General features: G+C 63.3%; 25 protein-coding genes and 2 pseudogenes. 17 read left to right on the top strand and 10 right to left on the bottom strand.

Annotated features, from left to right (window positions below):
• Positions 1 to 3 precede the first annotated feature (3 nt).
• Entirely contained in the window at positions 4 to 960 is a 957-nt protein-coding gene (locus P6U31_RS21510; RefSeq protein ID WP_407189906.1) for a DUF4424 domain-containing protein, read from the bottom strand.
• 127 nt (positions 961 to 1,087) lie between these two features.
• The gene (locus P6U31_RS21505) at positions 1,088 to 1,345 is read right to left on the bottom strand and encodes a hypothetical protein (RefSeq protein WP_407183685.1); all 258 of its coding nucleotides are present in this window, start codon (positions 1,343 to 1,345) and stop codon (positions 1,088 to 1,090) included.
• Positions 1,346 to 1,522: 177 nt separating this feature from the next.
• Between P6U31_RS21505 and P6U31_RS21500 the strand changes: the two genes are divergently transcribed.
• The 3 genes from P6U31_RS21500 to P6U31_RS21490 are packed head-to-tail and all read left to right on the top strand — an operon-like array spanning position 1,523 to position 5,743.
• Positions 1,523 to 3,244, top strand: a complete 1,722-nt coding sequence (locus tag P6U31_RS21500; protein WP_407183684.1) for a hypothetical protein — start codon at positions 1,523 to 1,525, stop codon at positions 3,242 to 3,244.
• Positions 3,245 to 3,301: 57 nt separating this feature from the next.
• On the top strand, positions 3,302 to 5,080 hold the full coding sequence (locus P6U31_RS21495; RefSeq protein ID WP_407183683.1) for a caspase family protein: 1,779 nt from the start codon (positions 3,302 to 3,304) through the stop codon (positions 5,078 to 5,080).
• Between the two features lie 12 nt (positions 5,081 to 5,092).
• Positions 5,093 to 5,743: a DUF4384 domain-containing protein gene (locus tag P6U31_RS21490; RefSeq protein WP_407183682.1), complete on the top strand. Its 651-nt coding sequence runs from the start codon at positions 5,093 to 5,095 to the stop codon at positions 5,741 to 5,743.
• Positions 5,744 to 5,767: 24 nt separating this feature from the next.
• Here the strand turns inward: P6U31_RS21490 and P6U31_RS21485 are convergent, their stop codons facing one another.
• From P6U31_RS21485 to P6U31_RS21465, 5 genes and pseudogenes are all read right to left on the bottom strand, one after another.
• Positions 5,768 to 6,760, bottom strand: coding sequence for a hypothetical protein (locus P6U31_RS21485; RefSeq protein ID WP_407183681.1), 993 nt, complete (start codon positions 6,758 to 6,760; stop codon positions 5,768 to 5,770).
• Positions 6,761 to 6,877: 117 nt separating this feature from the next.
• Complete coding sequence (locus P6U31_RS21480; RefSeq protein WP_407183680.1) at positions 6,878 to 8,743, bottom strand: caspase domain-containing protein; 1,866 nt, start codon at positions 8,741 to 8,743, stop codon at positions 6,878 to 6,880.
• 383 nt (positions 8,744 to 9,126) lie between these two features.
• A pseudogene (locus P6U31_RS21475) lies at positions 9,127 to 9,219 on the bottom strand (IS5/IS1182 family transposase); the annotation flags it as partial.
• Positions 9,220 to 9,244: 25 nt separating this feature from the next.
• Positions 9,245 to 9,976, bottom strand: coding sequence for a phosphotransferase (locus P6U31_RS21470; RefSeq protein ID WP_407189905.1), 732 nt, complete (start codon positions 9,974 to 9,976; stop codon positions 9,245 to 9,247).
• Positions 9,977 to 10,157: 181 nt separating this feature from the next.
• The gene (locus P6U31_RS21465) at positions 10,158 to 11,123 is read right to left on the bottom strand and encodes a hypothetical protein (RefSeq protein WP_407183679.1); all 966 of its coding nucleotides are present in this window, start codon (positions 11,121 to 11,123) and stop codon (positions 10,158 to 10,160) included.
• A 234-nt stretch (positions 11,124 to 11,357) separates the two neighbouring features.
• Between P6U31_RS21465 and P6U31_RS21460 the strand changes: the two genes are divergently transcribed.
• The 5 genes from P6U31_RS21460 (at position 11,358) to P6U31_RS21440 (ending at position 14,646) form a co-directional block, all read left to right on the top strand.
• Positions 11,358 to 11,918: a hypothetical protein gene (locus P6U31_RS21460; protein ID WP_407183677.1), complete on the top strand. Its 561-nt coding sequence runs from the start codon at positions 11,358 to 11,360 to the stop codon at positions 11,916 to 11,918.
• Positions 11,919 to 11,934: 16 nt separating this feature from the next.
• Positions 11,935 to 12,063, top strand: a complete 129-nt coding sequence (locus P6U31_RS21455) for a hypothetical protein (RefSeq protein ID WP_407183676.1) — start codon at positions 11,935 to 11,937, stop codon at positions 12,061 to 12,063.
• Positions 12,064 to 12,142: 79 nt separating this feature from the next.
• Positions 12,143 to 13,390, top strand: coding sequence for a serine hydrolase domain-containing protein (locus P6U31_RS21450; RefSeq protein WP_407183675.1), 1,248 nt, complete (start codon positions 12,143 to 12,145; stop codon positions 13,388 to 13,390).
• A gap of 231 nt (positions 13,391 to 13,621) precedes the next feature.
• Positions 13,622 to 14,284 (top strand): SRPBCC family protein, encoded by a 663-nt coding sequence (locus P6U31_RS21445; RefSeq protein ID WP_407183674.1) that lies wholly within the window; start codon positions 13,622 to 13,624, stop codon positions 14,282 to 14,284.
• Positions 14,284 to 14,646 carry an ArsR/SmtB family transcription factor gene (locus tag P6U31_RS21440; RefSeq protein ID WP_407183673.1) on the top strand — a complete coding sequence of 121 codons (363 nt, stop codon included), beginning with the start codon at positions 14,284 to 14,286 and terminating at the stop codon, positions 14,644 to 14,646. The genes P6U31_RS21445 and P6U31_RS21440 overlap by 1 nt, the downstream gene beginning before the upstream one ends.
• A 228-nt stretch (positions 14,647 to 14,874) precedes the next feature.
• On the opposite strand, the gene P6U31_RS21435 is transcribed toward P6U31_RS21440, so the two are convergent.
• On the bottom strand, positions 14,875 to 15,375 hold the full coding sequence (locus tag P6U31_RS21435) for a peptide deformylase (RefSeq protein WP_407183672.1): 501 nt from the start codon (positions 15,373 to 15,375) through the stop codon (positions 14,875 to 14,877).
• Between the two features lie 180 nt (positions 15,376 to 15,555).
• Between P6U31_RS21435 and P6U31_RS21430 the strand changes: the two genes are divergently transcribed.
• The 3 genes from P6U31_RS21430 to P6U31_RS21420 all read left to right on the top strand — a co-directional run bounded on the left by P6U31_RS21430 (position 15,556) and on the right by P6U31_RS21420 (position 18,358).
• A complete protein-coding gene (locus P6U31_RS21430; RefSeq protein WP_407183671.1) occupies positions 15,556 to 16,140 on the top strand; it encodes a TetR/AcrR family transcriptional regulator in 585 nt (194 codons plus the stop codon).
• An 83-nt stretch (positions 16,141 to 16,223) separates the two neighbouring features.
• On the top strand, positions 16,224 to 16,802 hold the full coding sequence (locus P6U31_RS21425; protein ID WP_407183670.1) for a DUF308 domain-containing protein: 579 nt from the start codon (positions 16,224 to 16,226) through the stop codon (positions 16,800 to 16,802).
• Between the two features lie 335 nt (positions 16,803 to 17,137).
• Positions 17,138 to 18,358: an MFS transporter gene (locus P6U31_RS21420; RefSeq protein WP_407183669.1), complete on the top strand. Its 1,221-nt coding sequence runs from the start codon at positions 17,138 to 17,140 to the stop codon at positions 18,356 to 18,358.
• A 22-nt stretch (positions 18,359 to 18,380) separates the two neighbouring features.
• On the opposite strand, the pseudogene P6U31_RS21415 reads toward P6U31_RS21420, so the two are convergent.
• Together P6U31_RS21415 and P6U31_RS21410 are read right to left on the bottom strand one after the other, a co-directional pair.
• A pseudogene (locus P6U31_RS21415) lies at positions 18,381 to 18,766 on the bottom strand (ester cyclase).
• 57 nt (positions 18,767 to 18,823) lie between these two features.
• The gene (locus tag P6U31_RS21410) at positions 18,824 to 19,696 is read right to left on the bottom strand and encodes a GNAT family N-acetyltransferase (RefSeq protein WP_407183668.1); all 873 of its coding nucleotides are present in this window, start codon (positions 19,694 to 19,696) and stop codon (positions 18,824 to 18,826) included.
• Positions 19,697 to 19,847: 151 nt separating this feature from the next.
• On the opposite strand from P6U31_RS21410, the gene P6U31_RS21405 reads away from it, so the two are divergent.
• From P6U31_RS21405 to P6U31_RS21380, 6 genes are all read left to right on the top strand, one after another.
• Positions 19,848 to 21,512: an acetolactate synthase large subunit gene (locus P6U31_RS21405; protein ID WP_407183667.1), complete on the top strand. Its 1,665-nt coding sequence runs from the start codon at positions 19,848 to 19,850 to the stop codon at positions 21,510 to 21,512.
• A gap of 210 nt (positions 21,513 to 21,722) precedes the next feature.
• Entirely contained in the window at positions 21,723 to 22,070 is a 348-nt protein-coding gene (locus P6U31_RS21400; RefSeq protein WP_128262042.1) for a Lin0512 family protein, read from the top strand.
• A gap of 5 nt (positions 22,071 to 22,075) precedes the next feature.
• Positions 22,076 to 22,768 carry a GNAT family N-acetyltransferase gene (locus P6U31_RS21395; RefSeq protein WP_407183666.1) on the top strand — a complete coding sequence of 231 codons (693 nt, stop codon included), beginning with the start codon at positions 22,076 to 22,078 and terminating at the stop codon, positions 22,766 to 22,768.
• 69 nt (positions 22,769 to 22,837) lie between these two features.
• Positions 22,838 to 24,022: a serine hydrolase domain-containing protein gene (locus P6U31_RS21390; protein WP_407183665.1), complete on the top strand. Its 1,185-nt coding sequence runs from the start codon at positions 22,838 to 22,840 to the stop codon at positions 24,020 to 24,022.
• A gap of 95 nt (positions 24,023 to 24,117) precedes the next feature.
• Positions 24,118 to 24,327 carry a DUF2892 domain-containing protein gene (locus P6U31_RS21385; RefSeq protein WP_407183664.1) on the top strand — a complete coding sequence of 70 codons (210 nt, stop codon included), beginning with the start codon at positions 24,118 to 24,120 and terminating at the stop codon, positions 24,325 to 24,327.
• The gene (locus P6U31_RS21380) at positions 24,324 to 24,839 is read left to right on the top strand and encodes an RNA polymerase sigma factor (RefSeq protein WP_407183663.1); all 516 of its coding nucleotides are present in this window, start codon (positions 24,324 to 24,326) and stop codon (positions 24,837 to 24,839) included. The genes P6U31_RS21385 and P6U31_RS21380 overlap by 4 nt, the downstream gene beginning before the upstream one ends.
• Positions 24,840 to 24,896 lie beyond the last annotated feature (57 nt).

Genomic DNA, 24,896 nt, shown 5'->3' with positions numbered 1-24,896 from the left:
CGCTCAAAACGTTCCGATGATCAGGATCTTCAGGTCGGCATCCGGCTTGAAATCGATTGAGGTATATTCAAGCGTGCCGCCGGTGGAGGAAGCCTTCAGCCGCCCAGGACAGAAACTCACCAGACGGTCGCTGCCGCCTGGATCGATCGTCAGCTTGAACGACCGGATCGGACCGGCCCAATTCGCTCCGGTTTTCAGCACGTATGATATGCGCCGTTCCTGCAGCTTGCCGGTGTTGGCCGGGTTGCTGCCCGCGCGCTTGTCGAGCTCTGCGAGGAACGCGTCCTGAATGCAGTACTCTCTCCGGTAGCGCTGAACCTCCCGACTGAGAGCGCTGCTGCGACGCAGGCTAGAGCGTAGGATAGTGTCCGGACTGGAGCCGACGCTCGGCCGATACTGGTGTTCAACGGTGACGGTGCTGGCGGCCGGAAACACCTGCTGACGGACCGCCGAGGTCTTGATAACCCAGCCGGGCGCATATTGCTGGCGACCGTTGTCACTCCTCCCCGCAGGCAGCAGAAGGCCGTCGTCCACGAGCCGAGTTCGGGTCGCCTCTGGCAGGTCAGCCACCCGGATTTCGCGGTCGCCGATCGGTAGCAGCGGCAATTTCAGTTCACGCAGCAAGGCGCTGACATCCTTGTTGCCGACCATGGCCCGCTGATCAATGGTCAGTGGCGCCGGGTTGCCATCGAGCCTGGTCGTGAAGTCGACGAAGTTGACCGGATCATTTGACGGCAGAGCAATGTTCTCGGATTCCGAGAGGTCGATGTCGGGTAGCGGAAAGGCGACGGTCAGGGTGATCGGCTTGGTGGTGACATTGGTGAACTGGTAGCGCACCGTGACGCTGTCGAGTGCGATGCGAAGGTTCTCGCTCTCCATGGTCACGTCACTGGTGCGTACGAATTGGAGCCCTCCGATTGATAATTCCGCGGCCGAATCGTTGGCTCGGGCCGGCCACATCGTCGCAACGAACAACGCCAATGCCAAAGCCAAAGCCGATATTCGGGAAGACGGTTGGGCAGGGGAGGCGTTCACTAGCTTGTCTCCATGTGGCGGCGCAACATATGCCGGTTGCGGCCCGTGTGCCTCATTCGATCGGCTGATAGAGATCGCCCCATTCGGATTTCCAGACCCCTTCCGGGTCGCACACCACCACCGCCAGCTTCAAGTCGTTCGCCAGTCGGATCGCGCCACGAAAGGCGTCCTGCGCCGGCAATTGAGCACTGGTCTGGTCGGTGGTCAGTCGTCCCCCGGTCGCTGCCGCCGGCAGCACGATTGATCCGGACGCACCGTCATGGTCGCGCTTGAGGACCAGCGTGATTGCGTCAGACTGGATTTCATTCACTTGCTCAAATCTGTTTCGGGCCATGGTTTGCACCGCAGGCTGAAGAGGGTAGGACGATCACCCTCCAGTGATGGAATTGAACGGGATTGAGATTACTCACCACTAATTGAAGCGCCGCGTTACCGGCATATGGGATTAGTCGATCCGGCGCGGCGATCGGTTCGGGGTGCATTGAACATGCTTCGTCCAAAGCGTTGGATCAGGGTCGTCGTCCTTGGCGCCGGGCTCCTCGGAACCCAGGCCCGCGCTGACGATACTGTCGTACGCAGCTTTGGTAGCGGCTCAGCTGGTTCGATGGTCGGCATTGTCCCGGCCAGCGAGGACGTGGAACTCGGAGGTCCGCAGGCGATCAGCGTCGACGGTCAGGGCAACCTGTTCGTGCTTGACCAGATCAATGGCCGCATTCTCCAGTTCGATCCCAAACAGCCGAATTCTGATCCAGACGTCCTCAGAATGCCGCAGGACGTTCAGCCGACGGACCTCGTCGTCCGCAACGATGACATCATGGTTTGGGACGGCGGCGTGCGGACACTGAAGGCGGCGGCGGGACAATCCACGCGCGGACTGGGCGGCGACGTGATCCAGCTCGAGGAGGTATCGAGCCGTGGCGTGGACGATCGGCTTGCCGTCTCCGCTTTTGCCCAGATGGGTTCGCAGGCGCCCGGCAGCGCCGCCGACTTGCTCGACCAGAACACCCGCGCGGCCATCATCAAGACGACGCGGCAGCCCGACAGGCAATATGTGGCGTCTCGGGGCAAGGGCTCCGTGATCGCCGATATCATTCCGGACAAGGGCAATGCGAGCGTTCGGGTCGAGATCCAGACCATGGTCTCCAACGAGACGATCGGTCAACTCGCCCTCCGGGTTCGCAACCAGCTCGGCGCGGTGGAATTCCTCGAGATTGATAACAGCGACCGCTTTTACGTGCTGGCGGAAGACATTCCGCCGTCGGGCAAGAACGCCTCCACGTTCGTGGCGCGCTACGCCGCGAACGGACGTCTGGAGGGAATTTATGAGCTTCCTCTCGAAAATGCGCCGTTGACCAGACGGTTCGTGACGGTCTCCGGCGACGGCGACGTCTATTTTCTACGGACCAAGCCCGACGGCATCGACGTGGTCGGCGTCGGTTTCAGGCCTCTCAACAACGTGTCGATCATCGACGTGCGGCCGTCGCGAACGGCAGCTGCGCCGGCACCGCAAACCGGCGTGGTCGTCAACACGTCGGCTGCGGTGAGGCCGTCCAATCGACAACAGGCGATCGAGACCGCGTTTGCGTTCGAGGGCATCCAGTGGAAGCTCACGCCGGCGAACTACGGCAGCGATCCCGACAGCCAGTGCAGCGGCTTCAGCCGTGTCCGGCGGCCCTGGTATTTGCAGGGCAAGGTGAACCAGGAGGTGCGCGGCGTACCCTATTGCTGGGGCTGCCACGGCTCGCTTGCGAACTTCCGGCAGCGGATCGAGAGCGGAACGCTGGCCGGCAATGTGTGCACGCGCAACGCGCCGCGGCCGGATGTGGCTGGCGTCGACTGTTCGGCCTTCGTCAGCGCCACGTGGGGGCTCTCCGTCCACTACACGACTGCCGCAATTCCCGCGATTGCAGCCCCGGTGGAAAATCCGTGGGACCTGAAGCCTGGCGACGCATTGAACAAGCCGGGCTCGCACGTGATGTTGTTCCTGCGATTCACGCCCGATCGCAAGGCCGAGGTGATGGAATCCTCGACCGGCGGCTGCAACGGCCGGGTCTGCCGCAATGTCTATCCGCTGGCGAGCCTGCTCTCGCGCGGCTACGTTCCGGTCCGCTTCAAGGCCTTCGCGGACGACCAGGCAACGGTTTCTGCAAGCGCCTATCCCGAGACCGAACCACAGGCGGGGCGCAAGACGGCGAGCAAGAGGCGCTGAACCGGCTGTGTCGTTCGCGCTACAGAATGGGTAGGCAGGATGTCGAGGTGGCTTACGATGCGAATGCCCAGGCGGCGCGAGTGGAAGATCGGGCGGCTATGCGCAACGATCGGTCTGGCCGGGTTGATCGGGTTGACGGCCCCGCAGGCGCGTGCCGCCGGCGGCTTGGCGATCAGCAACCCAGAGGGAGCGGCGGTGCGCGCGCTCGTCATCGGGATTGATGACTATCAGAACGTACGCAAGCTGAAGGGCGCGGTTGCCGACGCCACTGACATTGTCGACAGCTTGAAATCGATGGGGGTCGGCGACGTCGTCGAACTCGTGAACGCACAGGCCGACAGGGCGAGCGTTTTGCGCGAAATCAGTGCGCTGGTGGAGCGGACCGGGAACAACGACCTCATCTTCCTGTCGATCGCCGGTCATGGCACCCAGGAACCGGAGCGCATCAAGGGCTCGGAGCCGGACGGGATGGAAAACGTGTTCCTGCTGCCGGGCTTCGCAACCACGCCGACCGGCTCCGTCGAGCGCATTCTGGGGAGCGAGTTCAACCATTTCATCCGGCAGTTCGAATTGCGCGGAGCGAAGGTGATCTTCGTGGCTGACACCTGCCATGGCGGCGGCATGGTGCGCGATATCGATCCGCGTGCCGCCGAAATGAGCTTCCGGCAGGTGCCGCGCTATACATTGCTGGTCGACGAACTGAAGCCGGTCTCTGATAGTAACGATCCGAAGTCCGAGCTCGACCTCGACCGCACGGCGTTCCTGGCCGCGGTGGACCGTTATACGAAGGCGCCGGAAGTCCGCATTCCCGGCGTCGATGGTCTTCGCGGGGCTCTCAGCTATGCAGTCGCGCGTGCGGTGGAAGGGAGCGCGGACATCAATCACGATGGGAAGGTGACGCTGAAGGAGCTCTTCAGCAATGTTCGGCAGGTGGTCTATCAGCTATCGGACCAGCGCCAGAACATCGTGACGATCTCGTCGCCGGCACAGGCACCGGAGACCGAGGTTGCCTTCGGCTTGACGCGCGGCGTCGTCTTGATTCAGGGGCCGGCCGCACGAGCAGCCTCCGGCTCTGCCGGGACCGGCGCGCCCACCGAGGCCCAGGCATCCCCGCCGCCGGCTGTTACGGCCAAGGCATCCACCGCGCCGACCCTCGCCGCGGCCCCGAACAAGGACCTTCCGATCGGCGAAACGCCACCGCTTCGCCTCGCTTCGCCCATTCGGCTCGCGGCGCTCGACGGCAAGACGAGCTACTTTGCGAGCGTGACGACAAAGGATATTCCCGTACAGGCCGTCCAACCCACGGACAACCCGGACCTCATCTGGGATCCTGTATCGCACGATGTGATCGCATGGGGCGACGTGGTTGCGTATGGGATGGACGTTGCCGGTCTGTCGACCGTTGTTGACCGCACTGCGGCCATTCGTGAACTCAAGCGTATCGCGGTTCGCTCGCCTCAGATGATGCGCATATGGCCGGACGACCGCCAGCAGCGTGCCGGTCAAACCGTCCAGGTCGACCTGTCCGATGTGGCATCGAGGGCCGTGTTGTTGTTCAACGTGTCCGGCGACGGCACCATCCAGATGTTGTATCCGGTGGGCTCCGATCCTGCATTGGCCCGATCAGCGAGCTTGCGGCTGCCGCTGAAGGTCGGTGAACCCTTTGGTGCGGAACAGATCGTTGCAGTGACGTCGCAACAGCGCATGGTCGACCTCGAGACGGCGTTGATACAGCTCAACCGGCGCCGCGCCTCGGGCCAGATGATCAAGAGCCTCGAGCGCTACTTGCCCGCGGACGCCCGGATCGCCTCGATCGGCTTCTTCAGTGCTCCCTGAGGAGAGCAGCCGGTGCGGTCTTTGCAGCTGATCCACCGGCAGCGACCCTGGCTCGCAATGCTTTTGCTACCGCTGCTGGTCGGTGGGGGAGCCGCCTGCGCGGCACCGCTGCCGTCGCCAGCGCCGTCTGCCCGCACGCATGAATGGTGGCTTTGGCCCGTGCAGGCGGTGCGTAGCCAATCCAATGCGGCAGGTGTGTCGCTCCAGATCATGCCAGGCCAGACCGTCACTGTCGGCAGCAAGGTCTCGTTTGGCGTCACCGCCAGGAAACCCGGATATCTCATTCTGGTCGATGTCGATGCGGAAGGACGGATGTCCCAGATTTTTCCGACTCCCGAGCTGCTGGCGCAGTCCGACGGCCGCGACATCAATCTCGTCAAGCCTGGCGTCGAATTTGTCGTTCCGAGCCCGGCTGCACGGCAGAAAGGTTTTGAGTACGTCGTCGCACCGCCAGCAGGATCTGCAGTGATGATCGCGATCCTGAGCGAGCGACGTGTCCAGCTGGTCGACTTGCCGGACTTGCCGCGCAAGCTACAAGATCAAGCCGCGGCACTGAGCTATCTATCGGCCTGGACCAGTGAGCTGCGCGTGCCGGACAACGCCAGCGGCAGGCTGTTGCCGAACAATTGGTCGTTCGACGCCAAATCCTATTCCATCAAGTAAACTCGTGCGGATAAGCCGCCAGCATCAAAGCTTGCTGAGGCGGCTGAAGAAGCCGCCCCGGGCGATCATGTAATGAATGTCGTTGGGGAAGGGAAATGCGCTGCGAACATTGGAAATCGCGCGTTGGAGAAACTCGCCACTCGAGGATGCGGACTTCTGGTGCGACCGTGGTTGGTCGGCGACCTGAGGGATCATGAACCGATCGACGAAAGCTTCGTCCAGATCGTTGACTCTGACCATCTGACCGAAGGCCGGGAACAGATCGTAGTGACCTACGCTCACGCGCAGGTTCTTGAGGGCAGGGCGCTGAGGCTGCGCTTGATTGCCGTCGGAGGTCGCCAGCCCGCGTCCTATCAGATCCAATTTCACGGACTGCGGCAGCGTTGATGGACCGTACACGATTTCCAGCGCAGCGCCGCTCTGTCCAGACAGCCACTGGTACCAGAAGGTCGCATCGTCAGGTCGCGCCTTGGCGCCGTAAAGACAGTCAAATCCCCAACAAGCAGTCAGCTTGGCCTGATATTTTCCGAGAGTTCCGACCAGATTGCGCATGCCGTTGCCACCGCCGGAGTGACAAGCGATGATGAGCTTGCCAATCTGGAGTTGAGGAATGGACGTCGAAGAGCCTCCCAGGAACTTGGCCAAAGCTCCGAGGATTTCCTCGAGGTAGCGCTCCCCCCAGTTCGACGTTGCCAGATCCTTGACGCTGTAATTTCCAGCAAAGCTATCGCCATCGGCATATTCATAGCCGAGAAACGGCGCGATGAGCACGACGTCCTTGCCGGAATCCCGAACCTGTTCGCGGAGCCGCGCTGGATCATTGTGAAACAGGAATTCATGGTCTTTGACGTAGAAGCCGTGCAGCCAGATCACGATATCCAGTTTGGTGGCAGTCGTTACATGCTTTGGCGGAAGATAGACCGCCGTCGGCTTCATGCCGGGCGCCAGCCGCCTCGTAAAGAGCGTCACCCCCGGAAAGGACTTGGCGTCTTTCTGTTCGAGCTCACACGCCACCACGAGGGTCGCTCCGCATCGACCGGGTCGGGCGTGGACTTGGGCCGACCCGATGTTACATGCGATATTCGCCGGATCCTCGATAGGGCTTCCTACGACGGCTGGCGAACTCGCACCTCGCTAGTTGCAGACTTCGACATTCCCGGTGTTGCCGCCGGGGCCGCCGCCGCCTCGGTAGTCGAGGTGGCAGCCGCGACGGACCTGACGGCACAGATATTGATCGCAAACGATCTGGCCGCTGCCGCCTCCGCCACTTGCCTTCGCAGTGGCCTGTCGCCGCGGAACGTCCGCCGTGGGCTCCGATCTTTCGCGGGCCGGACGATCGGCACGTGACGTACCTTCGTCCGTGTTGCGCTTGGCAACGGGCTTCTTTCCGCGCCGCTTCTCGCATTCATTGTCATCGTTGAGGAACGAGCCCTCGGCACACGTGATCCTGACGCACTGGTCGCCGCTAGCCTTGTAGCCATGATCGCAGATCAGCGGACAGACCCGGGCCGGCTTGAGCTTGATCGCGTCAAGCGCGTCGAGACTTGCGAGCTTTGCATCAAATTTGGTTCCCGCGTGCCGGTTGAACAAAGCCAGCGAACGCTGTGAAGCCGCATTCCACTGGCCATCGACGGCACCGGTGAAGCAGCCGACGCGGCTCAATTCGCCCTGTATCGACTTGGCGATATCGGCTTTTGCGATATCGGTCGGGCGCGGCTCGGCGGTCAACGCGGCGAGCCTCGTCGTGTTGTTGGGCTCGGCGGACATCGCTGTTGCGGGACCATCCGCAATCGTGCTTCCAATAGCGGGTTTATTCTCCGAAAGCCCCGCGACTGTTGTGGATTCGGATGCAATTCGTTTCCGTTCCGCTTCAGTCGCCTGCTCGAGCGCTGCTTGCTTCGCTTTCTCGGCGGCGACACGGGCCTCTTCCGCAGCCTTCAGATCCGCAGCAGCCTTCTCCCGGTCGACACGCTGGGCGCCCTGGGACATCAGGCGAGCCTGTTCCTGCTCGGCCTGCTGCGCCTTCGCTGTCGCGGCGACGCGTGCCTCTTCGGCATCGAGCTGGTTGAGCTGCAGCTTGGCGAGGTTTGCATAGTACCCGTCCGGATGCTGGCTCAGGAATGCGTTCAGGGCAGGCTTATTGCGCAGCTGCAACGCCAATTCGTAGTCACGGCGAATTTCGGACTGGGGATTGGCAGCTTGTGTCGGCTCGTCTGCCTTGGCAGCCGGAACAAGTGCAACGTCCTCGCCGCCCAGCGAGCCGTAAACATAGGGCTCCTGCCGGTTGCCCGTCGCTTGCAGGACGTCGTCGCGCACGAAGCCGAAGGCCCTGCGCAAGTCGAGGCCCGGCTTTGCGATGTATTTCACGAGAGCTGACGCGTACGGACTGTTCTTGCTGTTGCCGTCCAGCGCGGTCAGCCCGGCCTTTGCGGCAAACGCGATCAGCGTGTTGGAGACGGTGGGCTCGACCCTGGCCAGCCCCCGGCTGATCGATCGTGAGGCAACGGTGCGCTTCATCGAATCCGCGAACGGATTGTTCCGGCACGCGTCGACGATCACGACGCGAAGCTGCCTTGCAGGCTCAATCGCGAGCAGGACGCGGTCGAGCGAGAACGCCTCGTCATAGATGTCGGTGTCGCGTTCGAGCCTGGCGTCTGTCGGGATCAGATAGTTCGTCCCGTCAATCTCGATACCGTGGCCCGCATAGTAGACCAGGGCAATGTCGGCGTCGCGGACCTGATCGGCGAACTCTCTCAGAGCCCGCCGCATGTCTGTCGCAGCGAGGTTGAGCCTGGAATCGACCACGTCGAAACCTGCGCTCTTCAAGGTCGCGGTGATGGCTGCGGCGTCGTTGGCAGGGTTCGGCAGGAGTGGGGCATTCTGGTAGCTGGAATTGCCGACCACCAGGGCCACCCGCTTTGTTGCCCAAGCTGCCTGGGAGGTCAGGAACAGCGCAGCAGCTATAAGAAAACAAACCTGGAGGTGCCTGTACAATCTCATGGCGAAACACCCGGCGTCCAAAGGATAGTAGTCGCGTCGCTAAGACGGCAGCATAGAACGCAAAAATTTGCTCAACGAACCAATTCGTACGTTACTGGCCGCCACCCATCTGCGTACAGTAACAGTTTGGAGGCTGGTCCATTCCTCATGTTGTCGTTGCTCAGAGCGAACGCGTTCAAGTTCGCATTCAAAGTTCTGGTGGACCGAGAGCTCGTGCAACAGGGGCAATTCGCCGCGCTGGCTGCGTAAGCTATAACCTATTGATAAACCTGTCGATTTCTCTCGCTTATCTCGCCCCTGCTGGAGGCGGCGGCGCGGGGCGTTCGAGCAACATTCGGTGAGCGACGCGTAAGGGACGGGAACCCACCGCCGGCCCGGAACTCGAGTTGAACAAAGGCAAGGTAGTTGGCGGCCAGCCTGTCGTACCGTGTGGCCACCGGACGATATCTTTTGATCCTGTTGAAGAACCGCTCGACTTGGTCAAGGGCCGCTACCGCTTGCTCAGACCGCTCGAACTTCGGCAAGCCGCCTAATCGAGTACTCATCGTCCCAGCAAACGGCAGCTTGCCACGCGGCCGACGCCTGCGCCGCTATGTCAAGCGCGACGCTGTCGAGACCGGCAGCGTTGTGGGGCAGCGCCAGGTCGAGGTCAGGGACGTCAACATGCGACTCGTCCCAGTCGATCAGTGCGACCCGATCTGCGGTCATGCGAATATTGCGGGGGTTGAGGTCGCCGTGAATGACGCAGGTCGGACGTCCAATGAGACGGCCCCATGCCGCTCGGCATCGAGCAACGCCCTCGGGCGGCATTGCGCCAAGCTTGATCCTCGTCCCAGTGTCGGCGTGCAGGAGCTCGGTCGACGATCGCCAGCCAGGGCGCTGCGGCCAGTTCGCAGTCAACCGATGGAGCCGGCGGAGCACGTCGGCCACGCAACGCCAGTCCGCCTCCGTCTCTGGCGGGCCGCCCTCGACGTATGTCATCACCACCAGACCGTCCGCAAACAGCCGGCCGTCTGTCGTCGGGATCGGCACCGGCACGGTCAGGCCTTCACGGTCGAGGTACTGGAGGAGTTCGGTCTCCCAAGCGAGATCCGCGTCGCTCCTGACCCCGAGACGCCCGACCGCAAGGCGCCCATTGACACGCAGGCTCCACACGTCGTTAGCGACCCCACCAGCGAGCCGTTCGACGCGAACGGCGTCTTCACCCCACCGCCGGAGCACCTCCCATCCCACTGATGACATGAAACGCAACTCCTCCGTCGAGCTTGGTGGTCAACTGACTTCCCACAGACAACTTCGTCGCAAGCGACCCTCTCGGTTCATCGGTCACTAGTCACTGAATAGGCTTCCATATCTCCGGAGCGACTGGGCTGCGCCACCCTGTTCAAGAGCGTCAGCGTCACAGATGGATAAGTTACCGCAGCTTGATCTTCAGGTCGTTGTCCAGCATCAATTTTAAGAGAATGGCACCAAGGAGATCGTAGTAATCTTTCTTCTTTCGAACCGACCATTCCTTGACGTCACCGCTCCAATAGCGCGCGTCCGCGTCGGAAAGACGGCTGCGCAGCAGAACGAAGAGATTTCTCCGGTCGACAGTATTCAGCCGAGAGGCCTGCAAGCGGCCGGCCTGAAGTCCGAAATTGTAGAGCTTGCGGAATGTTTCGCGCTTCTCGGGAAAGACGCTGTCGAGCGGCGGATAGGCAAGCGGGGGATAGAAGTCGCTGACCATCGCGGCCGACCAACCGTCGGCCCTCATGACAAAGGACGAGCAAAATCCACCGAAGAAATGCTGTCGCGATTTGTACTTCAGGGCGTCGTTATAAGGGGAGCCCAGTGCAACAAAGGGTCCAACAATGGAGGCGAGCGCGCCGGTCACGATCATTCCACCTTCAGCAAGAGCAACAAGCGGAATTTCCGACATGCTGATGCCCATGTCGGCAACGCCATAGATGTCCAGCGCCTTGGATATCGTATCGTATGCGTTCTGATCGCTATATCCGGGAGCGGTGACTCCACCCACGCCCCTCTTGCCGGTGATGGCGATCGCGTCCTCGTTGTATGTCAAGTTCGGAAGAAAGATGTATCCAGGGTCGGCGTCGTCCGTAAAAGCCCAGTTCCGACCTCCGTCGAGGCTGTGGCGGCAACCGACATATTCACGCAGGTACCAATTGACCTGGTCGGTGTAGAAGCGGTCGAGCGGGCTGAGACGGAAATTGACCCAGATGATGTCGTGCTCGGAATACTGATGGTGGTTCCGGGCCGCCAGGGTGATCCAGGTGTCTCCGGTCCTCACTTTGTACCGGGAGGTGTTGTCCGGCTGCGTCCAGGGGTGCAGCGGCTTCAGGGGGCGCCTTTCGTTGCGCAACGGCTGCACGGCCATCGTAATTCTCCAAATTGAACCCATCGAAACGACCGGCCGCCAGCAAGCAGGGTATTGCGGCCTCGCTGTTTGTGCGATCTTGCTTGGACGGCGTTCAATAGCCGTCTGCTGGTACGGAGGTCGTCATTCGATCGAATGATATCTGGACGCCTTGCCAGTTCGGAAGGTGCACCATCAGCGTGCAAAATGCAGCGTTTGACGGAATGAATTCGAAGAATCTAATTGGAGACTCTCATGCCAATTCCAGTGAAAATTTACATAACGCCGTTTGCCGAAAAGGGTGTTCTGGAGCCCGTGAAATGGGATTATGCTGCCGCCAAAAAGGCTCTGGATGTGGTCAACAAGATCTGGTCAAAGGCGACGATCACTTTCGCGATCAATGATTGCAAGGCAGACAGGGCGCTTGACATGGCAAAGAGCGCCCGCGGCAACGACAAGCAGGTGCTGGACGTTCTCAGCCTCCGCCATGCGGCCGATAATGCGATCCACGTTTATCTGGTCAATCCGATTCCAAACCTTTCAGCAGGCGGGGGCTCATACCTTCATAGCGATCCGGAGCCGGCGAGCTTCGTGCAGTGGTATGGCGACGACGTCGCCAATGGACGCGCCTGGGCTCACGAACTTGGCCATCTCATGAGTGTTGATCACGTCGAGATAGATTACGCCAACGAGAGACAGGCGGCGGCACTGCGCAGCAACCTCATGACGAAGGGCTTGAGCGTGGGCAGCGAGCTGACCAAGCAGCAGATTGAAACGGCCAAGGGCTCCAAGCTCGTCAAGCGGTTTGGCGGCTGACGTCCTCTGGATATCGTTGATCCTTTTCCAGCGGCGAGCTCAACCACGTTACGTTGATCACCAGCGCCTCGGCGACGAGCTGGTCGCAACCCGGCGGGTCGAAGTGAAACTGCTGTCGGTCGTGGTCGCCGCGGTCATCGCGTAGCCGCCCGGCGCAAACGTTGGATCTCCGCCGAGCCGTGTCGTGTTACGACCCTCGCAGTGTCCGTCCGGAGCCCGCCTTCATGTCAATCTCGTCCACGGCTAGCCAGTCCACCACCACCGACCCCGAAACCCTCGGCTGGATGCGCGGCTTCCCGCCGTCCCCTGACCGCCTCGTCACCTTCCAGGACGGCTCGTTCCGCAATTTCCCCGAGTTGCGTTGGGCCTGGAGCAACATCCGCCAGCTGGTGCCGACCGTGAACGTCTGGCGAGGGGCCGGGCCGGCGTCGCCTCTGCCGCGCGCGGAGCAAGACATCGGAGCGGTCGCTTCGACGACGATGGACGGCCGGCCCATGACCTTCGCAAAGATGCTGGACGAGACCTATGCCGACGGCATTGCCGTGCTTCATCGGGGCCGGCTGATCTATGAGCGCTATTTCGGCGCCTTGAGGCCGCACAAGCCGCATATCGGCATGTCCGTGACGAAGTCGTTCACTGGCGTGCTCGCCGGCATTCTGGTCGCCGAGGGCAAGATCGATCCGCAGGCGCCCGTCACGGACTATGTGGCGGAGCTAAAGACAAGTGCGTTTGGCGATGCGCGCGTGCACGAGGTCATGGATATGACCACGGGGCTCGCCTACACCGAAATCTACACCGACAAGAATTCGGACGTCTGGGGCCTCCGGCGCGCCAACGGGATGGCGCCGATCCCGCCGGATTATGACGGCCCCACCAACATCTTTGATTTCCTGATCGCGCAGAAGAAGCAGGGCGAGCACGGCAAGGCCTTTGCCTACAAGACCGTCAACACCGACGTGCTCGCGTGGGTCTGCCGCCGCGCCAGCGGCCTGACGTTGTCCGATCTGTTGTCCGAGCGGATCTGGCAACCGATGGGGGCCGAGGAGGACGCGTATTATCACGTCGACCGCATCGGCACCGAGAGCGGCGGCGGCGGTCTCTCCACGACATTGCGGGATCTCGCCCGCTTCGGCGAGACCATGCGCAATCACGGCCGCTTCAACGGCCGCCAGATCGTCCCGTCGCAGGTCGTCGAGGACATCGCGCGCGGCGGCGACCCCGAAAAGTTCAGGCCGGCCGGCTACACCACGCTGCCGGGCGCGTCCTATTGCAATCAATGGTGGGTCACCCACAACGAGCACGGCGCCTACATGGCGCGCGGCGTCTACGGCCAGGGCATCTACATCGACCCCAAGGCTGAGATGGTGATCGCGCGCTACGCCTCGCACCCCGTCGCCGGCAACGCCGCCAACGATCCCGTGACGTTGCCGGCCTACATGGCGCTGGCAAAGGCGCTGACGGCGGGCGGGTAGGGGCGCTTCGCGCGTTCTCGGCCGCATTGGCCGTATGCCCCGGCCAAGTCCTCATCCTGAGGGCCCGCCGCAGGCGGGCGTCTCGAAGGATGGCCACACAGGAATCGCCATCACGTCTCACTCACGCGCGGGTAAGCGCGAGGCGGTTTGACGCACATGATTATTTAAGGATTGACTTATATTAGTATGGACCGATATTCATCCTCCAACGAGACCACCAGGAGGAATGCAATGCAGATCGACGTCGCCAGGGTGTTGGGGCTTGTCACGCGTTCGGTAACGAACTTCGAGAAGGACGGGAAACCCGCCAGCACAGTGACGCTGACGCGGCTCTACGACACCAGCGTCGACGATCTCTGGGACGCCGTGACCAGCAAGGAGCGCATTCCCCGGTGGTTTGCGGCGGTCGATGGCGACCTCCGGCTCGGCGGACGCTACCAGGTCAAGGGCAATGCGGGCGGCACCATTACGGCGTGCACGCCGCCGACCCATTTTGCCGCGACATGGGAATTCGGCGGCGCCACGAGCTGGATCGACGTCAGGCTGGCGCCCGAACGTAGCCAGGCGCGTTTGACGCTTGAGCACACCGCGATCATCGAAGATCATTGGAATCAGTTCGGCCCGGGAGCGGTAGGTGTCGGCTGGGATCTCGCGCTGGCGGGGCTGGAGCGATATCTTGCGACCGGGGCATCGGTCGATCATGAGACGGCCGAGGCATGGATGGGCTCGCCGGAGGGCAAGGACTTCATGACGATCAGCGGCGAGTCCTGGCGTGCGGCGCATGTCGCGAGCGGGGTCGATCCCGACGAGGCGAAGCAGCGCTCGGACCGCACCATCGCCTTCTATCGCGGCGAGGTGCCACCCGGCATCGCTCATCCCGGCACAGGAAGCTGATGCAAATCTTCGAGGTCCTCGCCGATCCCGTCCGCCGCCGCATCCTCGAGCTGCTGGCGCCGGGCGAATTGGCGTCCGGTGAGGTCGTCGAAATCATCGGGGCCGAGTTTGGGATCACCCAGGCGGCCGTCTCGCAGCACCTCAAGGTGCTGCGAGAAAGCGGCTTTGCCACTGTGCGGGCGGAAGCGCAACGGCGCCTCTATTCGGTCGACGTGGCCGGGCTTCGTGCGGTGGATGCGTGGATCGGTCAGTTCCGGAATTTCTGGGAGCCGAAGCTCGACGCGCTGGCAACCGAGATCGCGCGCGGCAAACGCGAGCGCCGCAACGCGCCGATCACCAAAAGGAGCGGGAAGCGGGCGTGAGGGCGGGGGGCGCTCGGAGTGGGAGCGAGTTCGCCTGTGGCCATCCTTCGAGACGCCCGCCGTTGGCGGGCCCTCAGGATGAGGACCTGGCGGGCACTCGTTTCGACAGCGTCGATGCTGCTGAGCCTCATCCTGAGGAGGCCGCGAAGCGGTCGTCTCGAAGGATGGGGCGCGCGCTCAGCTCGCGCAAAGCGCGGTATGCGATCGCCAGCAAGCGCGGCGCGTGCGTTATGAACCTCGCGCCATCTTCTCGAATTTCTTCACCAGCCGCTCCCGCTTCAGCCGCGATAGCCGCTGGATCCAGAACATCCCGTCGAGCTGGTCGATCTCGTGCTGGTGGCACACCGCGCGCAAGCCCTCCGATTGCTCGCTTTGCATGTTGCCGTCGAGATCGTGGTAGCTGATCCGCAAGCGCGCGTGGCGTTGCACCTCATCGTTGACCCCGGGCATCGAGACGCTGCCCTCACGGTGCAGGATCATCTCGGGTGAGGCCCATTCAATGACGGGATTGACGTAGGTGAGGGGGCCGTCCCTGGCCTCGAGCTCCAGCACGACGACGCGCAGGGGCACGCCGATATGCGGCGCGGTGATGCCGATGCCGGGCGCGGCGCGCAGGGTTTCCAGGAGATCGGCTGCCAGCTCGCGCAAGCTGTCGTCGAACACGGTCACGGGACGTGCCGGCATCGCGAGCCGGCGGTCCGGGTAGCGAACGATGGGACGAAGGGTCATGCAGGTGCTCCTAAAGCGCGATGAAATTTAGATGAATCGTCATCGCGCTTTGGGGTGTTGTTTTGCGCATGATCTTTCCGGAAAACCGCTTCGCACTTTCCCGGATCATGCTCCTAGCATTCACGGATCATTGAAGCATCCCGTCTTGACCGATCTACCTACTAGAAGGTAGATACCCGTATGAGCAACGTCTCCTCAACCGCCGATGACATCCTGTCCTGCGCGCGCTCGCTGATCATTGCCGGCGGCTACAACGGCTTCAGCTACGCCGACATTGCGGACGTGGTCGGCATTCGCAAGCCGAGCATCCATCATCATTTTGCCAGCAAGGTCGATCTGGTCCGCACTTTGGTGTCGCGCTATCGCGAGGAGGCCCAGGCCGGATTGGCGGCCCTCGAGCGCAACATCCCGGACCCGCGCGACCAGCTCGAAAACTACGTGGCTTATTGGGAGGCGTGCATCACTGATGCGACCGCTCCCTTCTGCGTCTGCGCCCTGCTTGCCAGCGAGCTTCCGATCCTCCCCGGCGAGGTCGCGCTGGAAGTCCGCGCGCATTTTCGTGCCCTGGCGTCGTGGCTGACATCGGTGCTGGAGCGTGGCAAGCGAAAAGGGCGGCTGCATCTCGCCAGCTCTGCCAAGGTCGAGGCCGAAGCATTCATGGCGACCGTACACGGCGCGATGCTGTCCTCGCGCGCCTATGGCGATCCCAGGATGTTCGGGACCATCACCCGGCCGTTGCTGGACCGGCTGTCCACCAGGCACTGACGACGCGCGCCAAGGCTGCCAAAGCCGTCTGGCGTCGATCGTTGGGTCACAAAACTACCAACTAGTAGGTAAGGAGAATGAGCATGAGAGATCGTGAGACCCGTTCGGACATCGCCGACGATACCCAATGGCTGAAGCAATATTACTTCCTGCGGGCCGCGTTTTCCGTCGCCTGGGTCATTGCCGCCTTTGCTGTCGCACCGTCGTCAGCGGTCATCGCGGCAACGCTGCTCGTCGCCTATCCGGCATGGGACGCCGCCGCCAATTATCTCGACGCGCGCTGCAGCGGCGGATCGAACCAGAACCGCACGCAGGGCCTGAACGTGCTGGTCAGTCTGGTGACCGCCGTCGCGGTCGCTCTGGCCTTGCAGGCGAGCATGAATTGGGTGCTGGGGATCTTCGGCGCCTGGGCGATGCTGTCCGGATTGCTTCAGCTCGGCACGGCCCTGCGGCGTTGGAAGCGATTCGGCGCGCAGTGGGCCATGGTGCTCAGCGGCGGCCAATCGGCCCTAGCGGGCGGCTTCTTCATCTTTCAGGCCACGATGCCTGCAATCCCCTCGATCGCGAACGTCGCGGGCTATGCCGCGGTCGGCGCGCTCTACTTCCTGGTCTCGGCGATGTGGCTCACGGTCGGCACGTGGCGCAGCCGCGCAGCGATGTGAGGCTGCTGCGGACGTTCATTTGTCAGGAGAGGGCGTGCCGTCCTTGAGGGGGAATCCTTGATCGCGGACGAGAACGCAGGTTTGAACGGGACTGGATTGGCGGGATGATGACATCGTGCCGATGTTTTGCCCGACACGTCAAATCGCCCCCTGGTTTCGCAAAGAACAGGGCTCGTAAGTCCTTGATCTCGCTTGTGCCGCCTACTGTGCATGGGGTTGTTTTTCGAGTTTTCTATTGGCAGGTGACAAGGCCCTCGGCAAAAATGTCGTTCCATTGTCGGCCGGCGCAGTTCCCATTCGTCTTCTCCCCAGACAGATTTCACGGGAGACCCCAAATGACTCAATCCCCCTATCGCTGGGTGATCGTCGCCGCCGGCGGCCTGCTCGGCTGCGTCGCGATCGGCGGCATGTTCTCGCTGCCGGTGTTCCTGCAGCCGATCGCCAAGGACACCGGCTGGTCGGTGACCGGCATTTCCAGTGCGATGACGATCGGCTTTCTGGCGATGGCGTTCACCAGCATGGCCTGGGGCACGCTGACCGACAGGTTCGGGCCGCGGCCGGTGGTGCTGACGGGATCGACCGTGCTGGCGCTCAGCCTGTTCGCGGCGAGCCACGCCACCTCGCTGCTTACGTTCCAGTTCGTGTTCGGCCTGCTGTCCGGCGCGTCCTGCGCTGCGATCTTCGCGCCGATGATGGCGACCGTCACCGGCTGGTTCGACACCCATCGCAGCCTGGCGGTGTCGCTGGTGTCGGCCGGCATGGGCATGGCGCCAATGACGATGTCGCCGTTCGCGGCTTGGCTCGTCTCCGGCCATGACTGGCGGACCTCGATGCAGATTGTGGCGCTGGTGGTCGCCGCCATCATGATCCCGGTCTCGTTCCTGGTGCGCCGTCCGCCGGCGCTCGCGCAAGTCCCCGCCGCGCCGAAGGGCGAGGGTGGTGCGGCGGCCGAGATGTCGATGGGCGAGGCGCTGCGCTCGCCGCAATTCCTGGTCCTGCTCGCGACCAACTTCTTCTGCTGCGCCACCCATTCCGGCCCGATCATCCACACCGTCAGCTACGCCGTGAGCTGCGGCATCCCGCTGATCGCGGCGGTGACGATCTACAGCATCGAGGGGTTTGCCGGCCTCGGCGGCCGCATCGCCTTCGGGCTGATGGGCGACCGGTTCGGCGCCAAGCGCGTGCTGGTGTCGGGCCTGCTGCTGCAGGCGTTCGGCGCGCTCGCCTACGTCTTCGCGCATCAGCTCGCGACCTTCTACGCGGTCGGCGCCGTCTTCGGTTTCATCTATGCCGGCACCATGCCGCTCTACGCGGTGATCATCCGCGAGAATTTTCCGCTCAGGATGATGGGCACGGTGATCGGCGGCACCGCGATGGCCGGCAGCCTCGGCATGGCCACCGGCCCGCTCGCCGGCGGCCTGATCTACGATGCGTTCTCCAGCTACGCCTGGCTCTATATCGCCTCCTGGGCGATGGGTCTCGGTGCCTTCCTGATGGCGATGACGTTCAAGCCGTTCGCAAAGCCGCAAGGCGAGGTGGCGCCGGCCGCGGCGTGAGCCTCGGTGTCGAGGCGCAACGTCAGAGCTGCGCCTCGATCGCGGCCTTGTCGATCACCGACCAGACCTGCCGGATCCTGTCGTTGCCAAATTCGTAGAAGACGTTCTCGCAGAACGAGATGCGCCTGCCGTTGACGGCAAGCCCCATGAACGTCCCGACCGGTGTGCAATCGAACTGCAGCCGCGCCGCGATGCGGGGCGGATCCGAAATCAGCAGCGCGATGTCAAAACGCAGATCCGGAATTTCGCGAAAGTCCCGCTCCAGCATCGCGCGATAGCCGGACAGGCCGAGCGGCCGGGCGTTGTGGACGACATCTCATGCACGAACCGGCCGAGGCCCGGCCAGTCCTGCCGGTTCAGGCAGGCGATGTAGTCGCGGTAGAGGTCGGCGAGATCGGCGCGGTTCATCGGAAAGCTCCCATGCTGCAAGGACAACGCAGCAGGAGGCGTATTCGCCTCCCGGCGTCACAGCCGCTTTTCGAAGAAGAGGTCTGGATAGGGATCGTCGTTGAAGCGCGGGATCTCGCGCCAGCCCGTGGTGCGGTAGAGCTGGCCGGCCTCGGGCAGCGCGCTGTTGGTGTCGAGCCGCAGCAGCGTGAAGCCGAGCTCGCGCGCCGCGCTCTCGGTCGCATCCATCAGCCGCCGGCCGAGCCGCAACCCGCGGGCGGCAGGCGCGACCCAAAGCCGCTTGACCTCGGCGTAGCCGTGGTCCGTTCCCTTCAAGCCGACGCAACCGATCGGCAGCGTGTCCGACATCGCGACGATGAAGGTGCCACGCGGGCGGCGCATGTCCTTGGCGTCGGGGTCGCGCGACAGCGAGACGTCGAAGCCTTGGCTGAAGCGGCGGCCGAGCTCGGAATAGTACTCGCCGAGGCAGTGGCGCGCTTCCTCGCTGCGCGGATCCATCTCCTCCAGCGCAATCCGCTCGCGCGTCAGGGCGAAGGCGATCAGGTCCATCGCCGCCAGCAGCGCCTCGCGTTGCGAATGCTGCGCCAGGAAGCCTTCGGCCTGCGCATTCGACAGCGCCTCGTAGGCCGCGAACTCGCGCCGGCCGGTCCGCGTCAGCCTTGCGACGCGCCGTCGCGCATCGTCTTGATGCGCTTCGGTCTCGACCAGCCCTTCGTCCTCGAGGCTGCGCAGGAGCCGGCTCATCAACCCGGAATCGAGTCCAAGATAGTCGCGGATCTCCGCCACGTCCGAACGCCCGTGCCCGATCGCATTGAGCACGCGCGCGGCACCCAGTGGTCGGCCACGCCCGAGAAACGAATGATCGAGCGCGCCGACGGCAGAGGTGACGGCCCGGTTGAAGCGGCGGACGCGAGAGACGGGGTCGAGCATGATGTCTGACTTTAGTCAGATATTGTGGGGTGTCAATCATGCCTGATCGACCGAGCGGTAACGCGCCTCTTTGTGAGTTGTGCCCGAGCGGCAGGCAGCTACCATGTTCCATCTGCTGTGGAACACGGTAGCGCTACAAGCGGGAGGCGATATGAGCGGGCAGGAACGCAAGGTGAAGGGATCGGACCTGTTTGTCGCGGCACTTGAGAACGAAGGTGTCGACCGCATCTTCGGCGTCCCCGGCGAGGAGAATCTCGACGTTGTCGAATCGCTCCGCACCTCCAGGATCGAGCTGGTCCTGACCCGGCACGAGCAGGCCGCGGCCTTCATGGCCGCAACCCACGGGCGGCTGACCGGCAAGCCCGGCGTTTGTCTCTCCACGCTCGGTCCTGGCGCGCTCAACCTGTCCACGGGCGCGGCCTATGCGCATCTCGGTGCGATGCCGATGATCCTGATCACCGGCCAGAAGCCGATCATGAGCAGCCGGCAAGCGCGATTCCAGATCGTGGATGTGGTGGCGACCATGAAGCCGCTGACGAAACTGTCGCGGCAGATCGTCAGCGCCTCCAGCATTCCGACCGTGGTGCGCGACGCCTTTCGCGTGGCGATGGAGGAGCGGCCCGGGCCGGTGCATCTCGAACTGCCCGAGGACATCGCCGGCGACGAGGTGCCCGGCGTTCCCGTGATCCCGGTCCATCCGATCGAGATCCCGGTCGCCCATCGCGCCGCGCTCGACCGCGCGGCCGAGATGATCTTGGCCGCAAAGCGCCCGCTGGTGATGATGGGCGCGGCAACGAGCCGTCCGCGATCGACCCATGGCATCGCAAGCTTCGTGCGACGCACCGGCATCCCTTTCTTCACGACGCAAATGGGCAAGGGCACCGTGCCCGGCGGCACCAATCTCTACATGGGGACCGCCGCCCTGTCCGAGCGCGACTATGTGCACGATGCCATTGATGCCGCCGACCTGATCATTGCGATCGGCCACGACCCGATCGAGAAGCCGCCCTTTATCATGGGGCCGTCGGGGCCGAAGGTCATCCACGTCAGCTATACCTCTGCCAGCGTCGAGCAGGTCTATTTCCCCGATGCCGAGGTCGTCGGCGATGTCGGCCCGAGCCTGGAGCTGCTGGCGGACCGGCTCGAAGGCAAGCTGCCGCAGGCCGCGTCGCTGCTGCCGCTCAGGGAGGGAATTCTCGGCCACATCGCTGACCGCGCTAACGAGGCGCGCTGGCCGCCGACGCCGCAACGCATCGTGCACGACATCCGCCAGGTGATCCCGGAGAACGGCATCGTCGCGCTCGACAACGGCATGTACAAGATCTGGTTTGCGCGCAACTACCGCACCCGCGTCGCCAACACGCTGCTGCTCGACAATGCGCTGGCAACCATGGGCGCAGGCCTGCCGTCGGCGATGATGGCGGCGATGCTCTATCCCGACCGTCGCGTGCTTGCGGTCGCCGGCGACGGCGGTTTCATGATGAACAGCCAAGAGATGGAGACGGCGGTCCGCCTCAAGCTCAACCTCGTGGTGCTGGTGCTCGAGGATAACGCCTACGGCATGATCCGCTGGAAGCAGGCGGTGGATCATTTCGCCGATTACGGCATGACCTTTGGCAATCCGGACTTTGCGCTTTACGCCAAGGCCTACGGGGCGAAGGGGCATCGGATCGAGAGCATCGACAGCTTTGGCCCGACGCTCGACGCTGCCTTCAGGGAAGGCGGCGTGCATCTGGTCTCGATTCCGATCGATTATTCGGAGAACGTGCGGGTGCTCGTGGACGAGCTGCGCGCGCATGAGAAGGCGAAGGCGTGATTGATGGGAGGCGAAACTGTTTCCACATCGTCATTGCGAGCGCAGCGAAGCAATCCAGAATCGTTCCGCAGAGGCAGTCTGGATTGCTTCGTCGCCAGCGCAAAATTGCTTCGCAATTTTGACGCGGGCTCCTCGCAATGACGGAATATGCCGATCAGCCGAAGTGCTATAATTGCGTCAACGCAGCCACACCAGCCATAGGAATATGAAATGACCCGCATTCGTTGTGTCACCGAGATGGGCATGGGCGTCGACGTCCATGGAAGGGACGCCACCAAGGCGGCGAAACGGGCGGTGTCGGATGCGATCCGGCATTCCAGCCTCGGCTTCTTCCGGATGATCGGCAAGACCGCAAACGACATGTTCGTGGACGTCACGATCGGGGTGCCGAATCCGGAAGCCGTCGACAAGGAGGCGGTCGCCAAGGAACTGCCTTACGGCACCGTGACCGTCACCGCGGTCAAGGGCGGGCTCGAGATTCCCTCGGCCACGGAAGTCGCGAACGACCCCATCCTCATCGCCAATGCGGCGGTGATCGTCAGCTTCGACAAGGATTAGCCCAGGTGTCGGGAAGCGATGAGGCCCTGCTGGATCGCCCGATCTGGAGCGCGTTGACGACGAGCCAGAAGCATCTGGCCGAGGGCGGCCCGCTAGCGCGGCGTTATCCCGTGGACATGACGCCGTTCGCCGATATGGCGGACATGTCCGCGGCGAGCTTTGCGGCGCTCGGCGATCTCATGTCGGGCTCGCAAGTCGCGGTGCTGTTCACGCCCGAGCCGGTCGAGATTCCCGCCGGCTTCAAGGTGCTGCTCGCCGAGCCCGGCGAGCAGATGATCGGCTCGCCCGCCGACACCTCGCTGCGCGATGCTGAAATCGTCCGCCTGGGCGCGGCTGATGTTCCCGCGATGATGGCGCTGACCGAGCTGACCAAGCCTGGGCCATTCGCGGCGCGGACGCACGAGCTCGGCACCTTCCTCGGCATCCGCGCTCGGGGCGAGCTTGTCGCCATGGCCGGCGAGCGGATGAAGCCGGGCAATTTCACCGAGATGACGGCGATCTGCGTGCATCCCGATCATCGCGGTCGCGGTTACGCACAGGCGCTGCTCGGCGCCATCGCGCGCCAGATCGAGGCGCGCGGGGACATTCCGTTCCTGCATGTATTCGCGAACAATACGTCTGCCATTGCGCTGTATCAGCGCCAGGGCATGCGGATTCGGCGTCGCCTGCACGTCACCGTGCTGATGAAGCAGGGATGAGCTGCAGGGTGGGCTTCATATCCCGGCAAATCGCGCTATATCGATCGCAACCACAATGAGGGGGAGCAGATGGACGCCAGAACGACAGATTTTTCCGCCGTACGGACGGCGATGCAGCGCTACGTCGATCAGGAGATCATTCCCGGCGTATCCTGGGCCGTGCTGCGCGGCCGCGAAGTGGTCGATCAGCAATGCGTCGGCTTTGCCGACCGCGAGGCCAACACTGCGCTGCGACCCGACCATATCTTTCGCGCGTTCTCCAACACCAAGATCTTCGTCACCTGCGCGATCATGCTGCTGGTCGAGCAAGGCCGCATCGGGCTCGATGACCCCGTCGAAAAGATCCTGCCGCAGCTCGGCAATCGCAAGGTGCTGAAGCAGGGCGCTTCGAGCCTTGCCGATGTCGAGCCGGCGAAGAGCCCGATCACGATCCGCCAGCTCCTGACCCACACCTCCGGCCTCAGCTATGGCATTTTCGATCCCGGCACGGTGCTGTTCAAAGGCTATAACGAGGCGCGCGTTCTCAATCCGCTGACGCCGCTCAGCGACATGATCGACAGGCTCGCCGACCTGCCGCTGTCCTATCACCCCGGCACGGCTTGGGAATATTCGGTGGCAACGGACGTGCTCGGCCGCGTGGTGGAGGTCGTCTCCGGCCAAATGCTCGATGTCTTCCTCAAGGCGCGCATCTTCGATGTCCTCGGCATGACCGACACTGGTTTCTACGTCCCCGAGGCACAGCAGGGCAGGCTGGTCGCCCTCTATAATGGCGCCGACGTGCTTGACCCCATGAAGCCGGGCCTGACGCGCGCGGACGATCTGCCGTTTCCGCAAGCCTACCGGCGGCCGTTCCCGCGTCTGTCGGGCGGCGGCGGTCTAGTCTCGACCCTGCCCGACATGCTTGCACTGGTCCGCGCACTGCTGCCGGGCTCGGACGCGCTGCTGAAGCCGGAGACGCTGCGGGCGATGATGACGAACCAGCTGCCCGCCGGTCAGACCATTCGCTTCGCCAATCTCGGTCCGATTCCCGGCAAGGGCTTTGGTCTCGGCGGCGCCGTCACCTTCGCGCCGACGCCGTTCGATCCGCCGAACTCCACCGGTGAATTTCAGTGGGGCGGCCTGGCCGGCACCCATTGGTGGATCTGCCCCGAGGCCAATACCGCGGGCGTGCTGATGGCCCAGCGCTACATGGGGTTCTGGAATCCGTTCTTCTTCGAGTTCAAGCGCCTGGCATACCAGGCCGTCGGAAGCTGACCGCGAAAAATTTGTCGGCCGCCGCGAATCCTTTCCGGCCGGCGCGTCCTCTTCGTGGTCGAGGCAGTCAGCCTCGACTTGGCTCGGAGGATGCGATGGCATTTTACAGGAAGAACATTGGCGGCCTGCAACAGATGGTGCGGATCGTCTTGGGCGTCGCGGTGTGGGTCGCGGCATTCGTTTATCTCGCCGGCGCGACGGCGTGGCTGGTTGCGCTCGGCGGCGCCGGATTCGCGCTGACGGGTTTCGTCGGCTATTGTCCGATGTGCGCGATGGCGGGAATCGGGCGAGGGGGCGTGTCGTGAGTGCAGCCGCGATCTCGCCGAACCTGTTCGAAGCCGCGCGGCTTGGCGATCCCGATGCGATCGCCTCGCTGCTCGAAACCGCACAGCCGGACATTCGCCGCTATGCGCGTGCAACCTGCCGCAGCTCGGCGGACGCCGAAGACGCGACGCAGGAGGCGCTTTGGATCCTGTTCCGCCATGTCGGCACGATCCGCTCGCTGCTGGCATTTTCCGCCTGGCTGTTCAGCGTGGTTCGGCGCGAATGTTTGCGGCTTGCGCGGAAGGCGGGTCTCGCGCCGCCGGCCGATGACGGGGAGCTGGCCCTGCTGTCGCGTCCCGAGGCCGATCTGCGGCTCGACGTCGCCGCGGCCTTCGAGGCGCTGCCGCCGCATTATCGCGAGGTCGCGCTGATGCGCGACGTCAAGGAAATGACCATCGATGAAATTGCCGATGCGCTCGGTGCGTCCAGACAGACCGTCAAGGCGCGCCTGCACCGTGCCCGCGCCCTGATGCGCGAATATCTGACGAGATGAGGGGCGATCGAATTCAAAGAAGAGGATGGAGTGATGTGGGCGGGAGACATTGCCTCC

Source organism: Bradyrhizobium centrosematis (assembly GCF_045571495.1).
GTDB lineage: Bacteria > Pseudomonadota > Alphaproteobacteria > Rhizobiales > Xanthobacteraceae > Bradyrhizobium > Bradyrhizobium centrosematis.
The sequence above is the reverse complement of the archived record's forward strand: the minus strand, read 5'-3'. Positions and strand labels throughout refer to the sequence as shown.